The 12,073-nt window shown below is 38.8% G+C and carries 14 protein-coding genes; all 14 read right to left on the bottom strand.

The features are described 5' to 3' along the window. Positions 1–37: 37 nt before the first annotated feature. On the bottom strand, positions 38–301 hold the full coding sequence (locus IE080_RS09710; protein ID WP_189581355.1) for a CAMCR motif-containing small membrane protein: 264 nt from the start codon (positions 299–301) through the stop codon (positions 38–40). A gap of 11 nt (positions 302–312) precedes the next feature. Continuing rightward, positions 313–864 (bottom strand): DUF420 domain-containing protein, encoded by a 552-nt coding sequence (locus tag IE080_RS09705; RefSeq protein WP_189581352.1) that lies wholly within the window; start codon positions 862–864, stop codon positions 313–315. After that, positions 854–1,519 (bottom strand): SCO family protein, encoded by a 666-nt coding sequence (locus tag IE080_RS09700; protein ID WP_189581349.1) that lies wholly within the window; start codon positions 1,517–1,519, stop codon positions 854–856. The genes IE080_RS09705 and IE080_RS09700 overlap by 11 nt, the downstream gene beginning before the upstream one ends. 79 nt (positions 1,520–1,598) lie before the next feature. Then, on the bottom strand, positions 1,599–1,922 hold the full coding sequence (locus tag IE080_RS09695; RefSeq protein WP_189581346.1) for a cytochrome C oxidase subunit IV family protein: 324 nt from the start codon (positions 1,920–1,922) through the stop codon (positions 1,599–1,601). A 19-nt stretch (positions 1,923–1,941) separates the two neighbouring features. After that, entirely contained in the window at positions 1,942–2,718 is a 777-nt protein-coding gene (locus tag IE080_RS09690) for a cytochrome c oxidase subunit 3 (protein WP_189581343.1), read from the bottom strand. Positions 2,719–2,733: 15 nt separating this feature from the next. Then, positions 2,734–3,315 carry a cytochrome c oxidase subunit 3 gene (locus IE080_RS09685; RefSeq protein ID WP_189581340.1) on the bottom strand — a complete coding sequence of 194 codons (582 nt, stop codon included), beginning with the start codon at positions 3,313–3,315 and terminating at the stop codon, positions 2,734–2,736. A 1-nt stretch (position 3,316) separates the two neighbouring features. Next, positions 3,317–4,219 (bottom strand): heme o synthase, encoded by a 903-nt coding sequence (gene cyoE, locus IE080_RS09680; protein WP_189581337.1) that lies wholly within the window; start codon positions 4,217–4,219, stop codon positions 3,317–3,319. After that, positions 4,216–5,301, bottom strand: a complete 1,086-nt coding sequence (locus IE080_RS09675; RefSeq protein ID WP_189581332.1) for a COX15/CtaA family protein — start codon at positions 5,299–5,301, stop codon at positions 4,216–4,218. Before IE080_RS09675 ends, cyoE begins: the two co-directional genes overlap by 4 nt. Further along, the gene (locus IE080_RS09670) at positions 5,282–7,171 is read right to left on the bottom strand and encodes a cytochrome c oxidase subunit I (RefSeq protein WP_189581329.1); all 1,890 of its coding nucleotides are present in this window, start codon (positions 7,169–7,171) and stop codon (positions 5,282–5,284) included. The genes IE080_RS09675 and IE080_RS09670 overlap by 20 nt, the downstream gene beginning before the upstream one ends. Before the next feature lie 15 nt (positions 7,172–7,186). Continuing rightward, on the bottom strand, positions 7,187–8,221 hold the full coding sequence (locus IE080_RS09665) for a cytochrome c oxidase subunit II (RefSeq protein WP_189581326.1): 1,035 nt from the start codon (positions 8,219–8,221) through the stop codon (positions 7,187–7,189). A gap of 21 nt (positions 8,222–8,242) precedes the next feature. Further along, positions 8,243–9,532 (bottom strand): quinol:cytochrome C oxidoreductase, encoded by a 1,290-nt coding sequence (locus IE080_RS09660; RefSeq protein WP_189581323.1) that lies wholly within the window; start codon positions 9,530–9,532, stop codon positions 8,243–8,245. A gap of 2 nt (positions 9,533–9,534) precedes the next feature. Then, positions 9,535–10,158, bottom strand: coding sequence for a c-type cytochrome (locus IE080_RS09655; RefSeq protein WP_189581321.1), 624 nt, complete (start codon positions 10,156–10,158; stop codon positions 9,535–9,537). Between the two features lie 13 nt (positions 10,159–10,171). Beyond that, positions 10,172–10,702 (bottom strand): DUF3341 domain-containing protein, encoded by a 531-nt coding sequence (locus IE080_RS09650; protein WP_189581319.1) that lies wholly within the window; start codon positions 10,700–10,702, stop codon positions 10,172–10,174. Positions 10,703–10,705: 3 nt separating this feature from the next. Continuing rightward, entirely contained in the window at positions 10,706–12,070 is a 1,365-nt protein-coding gene (nrfD, locus tag IE080_RS09645) for an NrfD/PsrC family molybdoenzyme membrane anchor subunit (protein WP_189581317.1), read from the bottom strand. Positions 12,071–12,073 lie beyond the last annotated feature (3 nt).

Here is a 12,073-nt window from a genome sequence, read left to right as displayed (position 1 = left end):
AAAAAGCAAAGTTTAGATTCAAACTTTGCTTTCTCTTTTAAAATTTATCACCGTGAAAAACGAACTTACTTTTCCGCTGTTTTGCGTTTTTGTACCAGAGATATCCTATGACAATGGCAATTGTATAAGGTGCAGCTAACAAGTAAAGAATCCCTTTATTTAAACCCGCACCAATAGTGGTATCACCATTACTAACGTTTATTTCTACCGTCGCTCTACACATCGCACACTGTGCATAGGCAGGCAATTGGATTAATAAAAACCCTAAGGCCAATAATACTACTCTTTGCAAACGCTTCATACTTCCATCAATTAAAAGGTGTAATAAGGACTTATCATTAGATACACCAAAACACCCGTTACAGTTACATATAACCAAATAGGATATGCAAATTTAACAATTTTTTTGTGTTGAGCACGCTTATCCATGTACCCATAGTAATAGGCTAGGAGAATTGGAAATAAAGCAACTGCTGCAAGAATGATGTGTGAAATCAAGATAAAGTAGTAAACTGGTCTTATCCATCCCTCACCACCAAATGTTGTACTTTCTGCTGTTGCATGATAAATGACATAAGAAACCAAGAAAATCGCACCAAGTCCAAATGCGCTTGTCATTGCCGTTCTATGTAATTGGATATTGCCATTTTTGATAAACACTAAAGCCAATACAAGGGCCAAAGTAGCCGCAGTATTGATGACCGCATTCAAATGGGGAAGAAAAAACACCCAATCAGAAGCTACATCTATCTTGGAAGGCATAAACAATAGAATAGCTACTACCACAGGTACAGCTATCGCTATAACCGTAATCCACTTAAGGATACCTTTATCTTCGGATTCGAAGGTTAATTTATTTTCCATGTAACAGGATTTTTGTTTCTAATATTAATCGATCAACTTCTTCTCTTGTAGTACCACTATAATAACCCCTAATACGTCCAAATTCATCCACTAAGACAAATTTATCACTATGCACAAAGTCATCAGGCACCCCATATCCATCAAAGGTAGGTAAAACAAACCCACAGCGCGCAAGATTATAAATTTCTTCTTTATCTCCTGTAAGGAAATGCCATTTATGGGAAGCTAAGTGTTTTTGCGCATAGCTATCTAATACCTCCTGAGTGTCGAATTCAGGGTCTATTGAGATAGAGTAAATCTGAACGTTAGGATTATCTTTAAAAGCATCATCCACCCGCTCCATTTCAGAAGACATCACTGGACAAATACTGGGACAGGAAGTAAAGAAGAAATCAACGATGGTGATTTTCCCCTCCATTTCAAACCTACCTACTTGTAAACCTTTATTGGAGGTGAAAGTAAAGTCAGGAATGATGTGCTGAACCCCTTGTTTGTGGTCACACTCCATGAATAAATCATTTGGAATGCCATCCACATAGAATACATCAATATCGTATTTATTGGAACCAAATGTCCGTAAGAAGACAATGATTACAATTGGTATCAACAGGATACAGAGTAATACGAAGCCTTGTAATATGCGTAAACTTTTCATAAGCCCTTTGAATGTTAAACAAAAAAATAGGTTAAAGTTCTCACCTTAACCTACTTTTTTTTATGATTTTATTGTTTTGTTACCAACGCACCATAAAGATATCACTACCTTCTCTAATCATTGCAATAACAAACCAAAGTAGGAAAATCAATGGAACTACGATTGAGTAGAACAATGGTTTTGCCTCTTCACCCAAGTGCATAAAATCCATCATGATATACTTAGCTTTCCAAATAGTTAGAGCAATGAAAAGCAAGTAAAGAAAGATGCCTCTTGGAAGAGTAAAAGCGAAAACTAACTCAATTGATGTTAAAACAAACAGAATTCCTGCTGTCTTCCATAATTTTTTAATTTTTGCCTCGTCGCGAGGAATTACAACCAATTTATTTTCTTGAGAAGCCATAATAGTTCAATTAATTAGGTTAGATCAAATAGAAGAAGGTGAATACGAATACCCACACAAGGTCAACAAAGTGCCAATACAAGCCGATTTTTTCAACCATTTCATAATGACCTCTTCTTTCATATACTCCTACAGCTGCCTGATAGAAGGCTAAGAACAATAAGAATACACCGATAGTAACGTGAAATCCGTGGAATCCAGTTATAAAAAAGAATAATTGGGCGAATGCGGCAGGGCCATATTCATTAACCATCAAATTAGCTCCAAAAACTGTTTCAGTAACTACTTGCCCCATTTTATTAACATAAGTGATTACAGAACCACCGTCAGTACCGTGAATAAAGTGAGACCACTCCCAAGCCTGACAACCTAAGAAAGTAGCACCACCCAAAATGGTCCACAACAACCACTTTACTACATCATTTCTATCATTTCTGTGACCTGCCTCTACTGCCAATACCATAGTAATAGAAGACATAATCAAAATGAAGGTCATCAAGGTCACAAACACCAATGGTAAATGCATACCATGGAAGAAAGGGAATGCATCAAAAACCAAATCAGGAACAGGCCAATATTCATTCGATCCAACAAATCCATCAGCAGGACCAGCATAACCTGGATAACTGACTCTGATCGCAGCGTAAGCAATCAAAAATGCGGCAAAAGTGAAGATATCGGAAAGTAGGAAAAACCACATCATGAGTTTTCCATAACTCGCTTTGAGAGGTTCATTACCTCCTCCCCAAATTCCTCTTTTTGGGCTTAACCCAACAGTAGTTGCAGTTGTCGACATATGTGTAAGTTACTTTTAATGATTCAATAATAAGAACATAAATAGATACAACCAAAGCCCCCCTAAGAAATGCCAATAGTTCATGCACATTTCAAGACTGACGATGTTTTTGGAATGTACTTTATAATTAAAGGACGAAATTAATACAATAATTAGAAATATCACACCACTAATCAAGTGTATTGCATGCAAACCTGTAAAGACATACAAGAAAGAACCCGCAGGATTCCCCACAAAGTACACATCCCTATCCACCAACGCAACCCACGAATACCACTGAGAAACCAAGAATGCAACTCCCAAGATAGTGGTAATTATCATACCTGTCTTTACAGCATTCAACTCATCTTTCTTCGCTGAAAGATAAGACCAATGCAATGTTAAACTACTCAATATAATAATCCCAGAACTATACCAGAAGATTTGAGGTAAGTCAAATTCCAACCAATTACCTTCTGACTGTCTAACAATGTAGGCACTAGTAAGAGACGCAAAAATCATCACCACCGTTACAATAAACAACCATAATGCAAACTTTTTAGGATGCATGGAAATTGGCTGTTCTGCCCCTTCTACATATGCAAATTTCTCTTCCATATTAAACTTTATCTAGCAGATATGCTATTTGTACAATTGGTAAATATAAGAATGAACCAAACATGATCCGAAGAGCCGATTTTCTAGAACAGTCTCTCATCAAAGAGAATGTCTGAGCTAGAAACAATACCCCACATAAAGTAGCGACTATCCCTGAATTGATTCCTGTCAAACCAAAATAGGTAGGTAAGAGACCTAGTGGCAACAAGAACAAGGTATAAATCATAATTTGAATAGCCGTATTTAAATCCTTTTTACCACCACTCGGAAGCAATTTGAATCCAGCCCTTTTGTAATCATCATCACCTACCCATGCAATCGCCCAGAAATGCGGAAATTGCCAGATAAACTGAATACCAAAGATGATTAATGCTTCATGGGAAATCATACCTGTTGCAGCTGTCCATCCCAACAACGGAGGCATAGCACCAGGGATAGCACCAACAAACACGGCAATAGGACCAACTCTTTTTAATGGGGTATACACGAACACGTATAATATCATGCTCAGCACACCCAAGGCAGTGGTCAATGGATTCGTTAATGTCCATAGAATCCCAACACCCGCAATTGCTATTAGCGTAGTGAACCAATAGGCCTCTTTTAAGGAAATCAAGTTCAATGGAAGCGGCCTATTTTGGGTACGCTTCATCAATTTATCAAAATCTTTTTCCCAAATTTCGTTAGCAGCACCGGAAGCTCCACTAATAAGAAGCCCACCGATAATCAAACCAATAAAATTTACCCAAGAGAAATTAACACCACTATCGCCTAGGATAAACCCAAAGCCCGCAGAGAAGGTAACCAAGGCGGAAAGCCTTAATTTCACTAGATCAGCATAAGCCTTCAACCGAAAACTTATGAAATCAAGCAGCGTGTCATTCGATATATTTAAAGTTCTCATGAACTTAGTTTAACAGCTATTAATTGTTTTTGATCAGATAATTTCATTAACAACAGGAACTGAATTCCAATTAATAAAGCCCCAAACAACAAATGGATTGGTTGGAGAAATGCAGGAATAGCAAAATAAGCCATACCAACACCGGATAAAATTTCCACCACCAACACTACAAACAAAAGTTGCGTGAGCTTAAATATTACGGAGTTTCTTACGGTAAGTTTATAAATCCTGTATACAAAATAAACATGTATGGCTAGAATCACTATACTGTAAGAACGATGAATCAGGAAGGATAAACCCAAATTGTCAACCCACTCCGATCTCAATAAACCGCCGAATTGAAATGCCACTTGATCCACTGCTTCTCTTACCTGAGTTCCCAATACAATTTGTCCGATCGTAAGCACAAAACCAATCACCAAAACATTAAATAGGTAATTAGGGTTGTCTGTAACTTCAAGACGATCTTTGACCAATCGATTGGAGCGGTAATACAAGTAAATCAACAAGCAAACAATCACTAGAGCTAATACCATGTGAATAGTAATCATCCAAGGCATCAAATTGGTGGATACTACAATCGAACCAATCCAAGCCTGAAAGAGAACCAACAATAAATTGAATACTGCCAAAACAGGAATAACCTTATCAGTTTTCCATAAGGGTAAGGAACGGATCATCGTTATCAAAACCAATAATCCAATAACCGCTCCTACTAATCTGTTCAAGTATTCAATCCAAGTTTTCACAGGATTAAACTCTTCTTCAATCAGGATACTTTTATCATTTCTGATTTCCTCGGCTTTTTTATTAAAACCTAAAGCCTCTAGGTTAGCAACAAAGCGATCATTTTTAACTAAGCGCTTTTCAAGATATATCTCCTGATAATTAGTTGGGAGCTGATCCACACTAGTAGGTGGAATCAAGCTCCCAAAACATTTAGGCCAGTCAGGACATCCCATACCAGATCCGGTACTTCGAACAACCCCACCGACCAGAATAAGAAAATAAACAGCTATCACAGTAATCAAAGATATACTGCGAAAGCTGTTTATAGAATGATTAAACGGTTTTTGTTTCATCGGCCACTAACATAGCTTCTTCCTCTGCAATAATCTCTTTCTCCAACTTCACAAGCTCCTGCTCATGTGGTAAGTTAGATTCAGGTGTCGCAGACAAAGGAACTGTTTGAGGAATGAAATCCTCAGCAGCGCCAGGCTTAGAATAATCATAAGGCCATCTATAAACCGCAGGAATCTCTCCAGGCCAGTTTCCATGACCAGGATTAACTGGAGTAGTCCACTCAAGTGTGGTAGATCTCCATGGGTTCATAGGCGCTTTACGACCTCTATACATGCTATAGAAGAAATTGAACAAGAAGATAGCCTGTGCAGCAAATGTAATAATAGCAGCAGCAGATACAAACATGTTCAAATCAGTATACATGTTGGTAAATTCGAAGTTTGTCCAAGAATAATATCTTCTAGGGAAACCAGCTATACCAATGTAGTGCATTGGGAAGAATACCATGTAAACTCCAATAAATGTCAACCAGAAGTGAATATAACCCAATCGAGCATCCATCATTCTACCAAACATTTTAGGGAACCAGTGGTACACACCAGCCATCAATCCAAAGAAAGAGGCAGAACCCATTACCAAATGGAAGTGAGCTACTACGAAATAAGTATCGTGTAATTGAATATCGATAGCAGAGTTACCCAAGAAAATACCTGTCAAACCTCCAGAAATAAAGAAGGAAACAAGACCAATTGAGAATAACATACCTGGAGTGAAAATCAAATTACCTCTCCATAATGTAGTCAAATAGTTAAATACCTTAACTGCTGATGGAATCGCAATAATCAATGTAAGGAACATGAAGATAGATCCTAAGAATGGATTCATACCAGACACGAACATGTGGTGAGCCCATACAACGAAAGAAAGGATTGCAATACCCAACATGGAAATAATCATTGCTTTGTAACCAAAAATAGGTTTTCTGGATTGAGTAGCAATAATTTCAGAAGTAATCCCCAAAGCAGGTAATAATACAATATATACCTCTGGGTGACCTAAGAACCAAAACAAGTGCTGATAAAGAACAGCACTACCTCCAGTATTAGGAAGCGCTTCTCCACCTATATAGATATCAGATAGATAGAAGGAAGTTCCAAAACTTCTATCAAACACCAACAACAATGCAGCGGAGAACAATACAGGGAATGACAACAAACCAATAACTGCCGTCAAGAAGAAGGCCCATATGGTCAAAGGTAATCTTGAGAAAGACATACCTTTGGTTCTCAAGTTAATTACCGTAGTGATATAGTTAATACCACCAAGCAAGGAACTCGCGATAAAGAAAGTCATGGAAATCAACCATAATGTCATACCCAAACCTGAACCGGGCATTGCCTGCTCAAGGGCAGATAATGGAGGATATACAACCCAACCGCCAGATGCAGGTCCTGTTTCAATGAATAAGGAAATGAACATGATCACACCGGAAACAAAGAATAACCAGTAAGACAACATATTCATAAAACCTGAAGCCATATCACGGGCACCGATTTGAAGTGGAATCAAATAATTTGAGAAAGTACCACTCAAACCAGCAGTAAGCACAAAGAATACCATGATGGTACCGTGCATCGTTACCAATGCCAAATAGAAGTTCGGATCCAGTTTGCCACCTTCATCAATCCAACCTCCAAGCAAAGGCTTAAGCCAGTGCAACTCCATGTCAGGGAAACCTAACTGTAATCTGAAAATAATAGACAAGGCACCACCAATGATAGCCCAGAAAATCCCCGTTACCAGGAATTGCTTACCAATCATTTTGTGATCGGTACTGAAGATATACTTGGTAATAAAATTGTCATGATGCTCATGATCATGGTGATCATGTGCAGTGGCATTGTGTAAAGCTGATTCTGCTGTCGCCATATTTATTGCTATTTATTACTTGTATTCGCTGATAGTAATTTCAGCTAATTCTTTTAACTCCAAAGGTAGATCCGCAACTAATGCTGGATTGTTAACGATGTAAGGTTTTTGATCAGCAACCCACTTTCTAAACTCATCCGGCTCTACCACTACAATTTCTCTTTTCATAGAGAAATGACCTCTCCCACAAATCTCAGTACATGCGATTTCATAGTTAAACTCAGGATTGTTCAGTTCAGCTCTCATTTCAGCCGTAGTCTTTGTAGGAACAAACCAAAAACGAGTAGGCATACCAGGAACAGCATCCATTTTCAATCGCATATGCGGAGCAAATACAGAATGCAATACATCTCTTGCACGGATTTTAAATAATACTGGCTCACCTTTAGGGATATAAACTACCGGAGAAGAGAAATCATCTAATGAATTTCTATCCGTAAAATCAACACCAGAAACATTAGAAGCATTGGTTAAACGGTAATCGTTCGCGCCAAGTACATTATCCATTCCAGGGTATCTCACTTCCCAAGCAAACTGATATCCCATCAACTCTACTACGTGAGCATTTTCCGGAGCAGGAGCAGTGATATCTGTCCAAGCTCTCCAACCACCAATTACCAACAAAGCAAGAACGATTGCCGGAACAACTGTCCAAATAACCTCTAATTTATTGTTGTCAGGGTAGAAGCTAGCAGTCCTTCTCTCAGAATACTGATACTTGTATGGGAAAATGAATAATAAGATATGCGTAATGATGAATACAATGCCAGTCACTGCCATTGTAACCCAAAACAACTGATCTGTTACCACACCATGTTCAGACGCAACTGGTAGATTGTAGTTATCAAACTCCTTGATTGAATACCAAAACATCAAACCACCTGCACCTACCAAAAACAGGATAAACATCAAGGCATTCACCTTATTGCTACCTGTTACAACCTTTTTGTCACTGCCCTTAACGACAGAGACCAATGTCTGAATTCTATAAACCATCCAAATGATGGATAGTAATAGTAAAACTCCAACTGCAATCAGAAATCCGTACATAGAATTAATTTTTTCGGATAATTAAATATGATGATGATAACTTTCTTCCAACATTGGATGGTTCTTCGCTACAAGATTACCTTTACCCAAATTGCTCATTACAACCCAAGCAGCACCTGCACCATATACCAAGAACATTCCAATCTCCATTAGACCAAAGCCACCGTTGTGACCCAAAGTACCTGGCTGAACCATCAAGAAGAAGTCAAACCAATGTCCTAAGATGATCAAAGAACAAACAACTTTCAAGAAAATTCCATGTCTCTTTGCATCACGTGTCATTAAAACAAAGAATGGCAAGAAGAAGTTTAGGATTAAATTTACAAAAACAAACGGTCCATACACATCAGACTGTAATCTTTCTACGAAGTACACAGATTCCTCAGGAATATTGGCGTAATAGATCAATAAGAACTGAGAGAACCATAGGTAAGTCCAGAAAATAGAGAAACCAAAAACAAACTTTCCTAAGTCATGGATATGGTTTTCGTTGACCATTTCCAAATAGCCTTTATCTCTCAAGTATAGCGTAATCAAAGTAATTGCCGAAAGACCTGCAACAAACCAAGACGCAAACATATACCAGCCAAACAAAGTAGAGAACCAGTGAGTATCTATAGACATTACCCAATCCCAAGCAGCAATAGAAGAAGATACTGCAAAGAATACCAAGAAAAATGCAGACCAAGTTCTCATTTTTCTCCAATGTTCTGTACCGCCTACTCTATCCTCTTCAAAGGACAAAGCTTTCAACTTGTTGAAAAAGAAAATCCAAACCCCTAGGAATACAAACATTCTTACAACAAAGAAAATTGGGAACGTACCTTTTTCTAAAGGCCAGAAAAAGAACCCACCTTTACCATCGATGATGTAATCATATTGCGGATCATTTTTATCAAATAGATAAGCGTGTGTCCAGTGGAAAATGTCATGGCTTACAATAAAATAAGATACAATCAATAATCCAGCACCGATAGGCAACCAATAACCAAGAGATAACATAACTCTAAGAATACCAGCAGACCATCCAGCCTGAGCAGCATATTGAATAGCAAAGAAGAAAACGCCGATTACTGCAATACCAGTAAAGTAAACGTTGTTAATCCATAAATTGGCAAATAGACGCTGATACCAATGATACGCATGAGCACCTTCCTCAGCACCATGATCATGGCCTCCAGTCATACTCAAGATAATACCAGCTACCAAAAGTACCGCACCAATTCCAAGTACAGTCATGATTGATTTTTTCAGCGCAGCCGAAAAATCAAATTTTTGGTCCAAATTGTAGTTAGTTGTACTGTGACCCATGATTATTGTTTCTGAATTTCTTGTTTAACATAGTGAACAATTTTCCAAATTCTCTCTTGAGGAATTTGTGAACCGTGAGCACCCATTCTGCCTTTACCTTTCATGATCACATGGAAAATATGACCTTCAGGCAAATCAATGTATGCACCACCTTTTAAATTGGCAACACCACCTACTACTTCACCAGCCTTACCATCACCTTCGCCATTATTACCATGACAAGTAGAGCAATACTGTCTGTACAACACTCTACCCTCAGCTAACACTTGCTCCGTTAGTTCTACTGGATTTTCAATTTTTGCAGCTTCTTCCAATTCAAATGCTTTCAAACGGTAAGGAAGCGCACCATCTTTGGTTCTTGGAACAGTATTAGCAACCGGTTCACGCATATTCATGCGGTTAGGATTATTAATGTTACTGTTGAAGAATTCACCCTTTCCATCTTCTCTTGTAGACAACCAAGAACCTTGGGATTCATCTACAATCTGATTTAATGGCTCATAAGCTACGGAGTTATACATCTGAGGTGCATACTCATATCCAGGATGGTCACCAGAAGCTGTACAGGCACCCAAGAAAACAAGGCCTGACAACCCAAGTACATATATAGAATTCGTAATTTTCATAGCTCTCAATGTTCTATTCAAAACTTTTTTTATTCACCTCAGAAGCACCAGAAGATTTTAAAACTTCCGCTAGCTTCTCTTCCTCCATTCCACTGTTTACAGCTAAATCAATTGCCATCACATGCTTATCATCAGTAACTCTTAGGTCAAAGATTCTAGCTTGTCCCCAAGGCTTCAGATTAGAGGATACGAAAAACACACCCACCATACCGAAAGCAGCTAAAAGTACCGTCAACTCGAAAGTTACCGGAACAAATACTGGAAAACCTGCATAATCTTTACCACCGATGATCATAGGCCAATCCCATTTCATCATGTAAAACTGCATCAACAAAGCTAAGCTTGTTCCCAACATTCCAAAAAGGAATGCTGCGATAGGCAATTTGCTTCTTTTATATCCTAAGACATCGTCAATTCCGTGAACAGGGAAAGGTGAATAAACCTCGTGGATTTTTACTCCACTTTGACGAACCTTTGTAATTGCGTCTAATAGTACATCCTCATCGTCGTACACACCGAGGATAAAATTCTTATCTCTTTCCATGTCTTATTTAGTAACTTTTTCAGATGAAGATTTAACAATTGACTTAACTTCAGCCATGTTGATTACTGGGAAGAATTTAGCAAACAACAAGAATAAGGTGAAGAACAAACCGAACGTAAACAAATACACTCCTACGTCAGCCCAAGTTGGATAGAACATCGCCCAAGAAGAAGGCAAGAAGTCTCTGTGTAGGGAAGTAACAATGATTACAAAACGCTCAAACCACATACCGATGTTTACAACAATCGATAAGATGAATGTGAGCACAATGGAAGTTCTAATTTTCTTAAACCAGAAAAGCTGAGGGGAAATTACGTTACAAGTCATCATCGCCCAATATGCCCACCAATATGGACCAAAAGCTCTGTTGACAAACGCATATTGCTCAGGAGCCACACCTGAATACCAAGCAATAAAGAACTCAGTGATGTAAGCAATACCTACAATAGAACCTGTGATGATGATAACGATGTTCATCAACTCAATATGTCCGATTGTGATATAATCTTCCAACTTGAATAGCTTTCTAGTGATGATCATCAAGGTCAATACCATGGCAAAGCCTGAGAAAATTGCTCCAGCTACGAAATAAGGAGGGAAGATTGTAGTATGCCAACCTGGAATTACGGAGGTAGCAAAGTCAAAAGATACAATCGTGTGAACTGAAAGTACCAATGGAGTCGCTAAACCTGCCAAAATCAAGGCAACTGATTCGTATCTGCTCCAAGTTTTTGCAGCACCATCCCAACCGAATGCCAATGCACCGTAGATAGTTTTTCTTAAACCTGTAGCTCTGTCTCTGATTGTCGCAAAATCAGGAATCAAACCAATGTACCAGAACACAAGGGATACTGAGAAATAAGTAGAAATCGCAAACACGTCCCACAAGAGCGGAGAGTTGAAATTTACCCACAATGAACCCCAAGTATTTGGAAGAGGCAAAGCCCAATAAGCACCAACCCATGGTCTACCCATGTGAATGATTGGGAACATTGCCGCACAAATTACAGCAAAAATCGTCATCGCCTCAGCAGCTCTGTTAATAGCCATTCTCCATTTCTGTCTGAATAGCAACAATACTGCGGAAATCAATGTACCAGCGTGACCAATACCGACCCACCACACGAAGTTGGTGATGTCCCAAGCCCAACCGATAGTTTTATTCAACCCCCACATTCCAATACCTTCCCAAAGAGTGGCTGCCAAAGCAAGTCCCCCTAAGCCCAAGGCACCAACGGAAACCAAAAGACCAAGAATCCAGCCGATGGACGGCTTACCTTCTACCTGTCTTGAGATATCATGGGTTACATCTTTTAAGGTTTTACCGCCGGTTATTAGCGGCTCGCGTACGGATGAAGTTACCTGCATATC

It is taken from the genome of Mongoliitalea lutea, from assembly GCF_014652135.1.
Taxonomy (GTDB): domain Bacteria; phylum Bacteroidota; class Bacteroidia; order Cytophagales; family Cyclobacteriaceae; genus Mongoliitalea; species Mongoliitalea lutea.
Note: the sequence above shows the minus strand (reverse complement) of the source record. Positions and strands in the feature narration are given on the sequence as shown.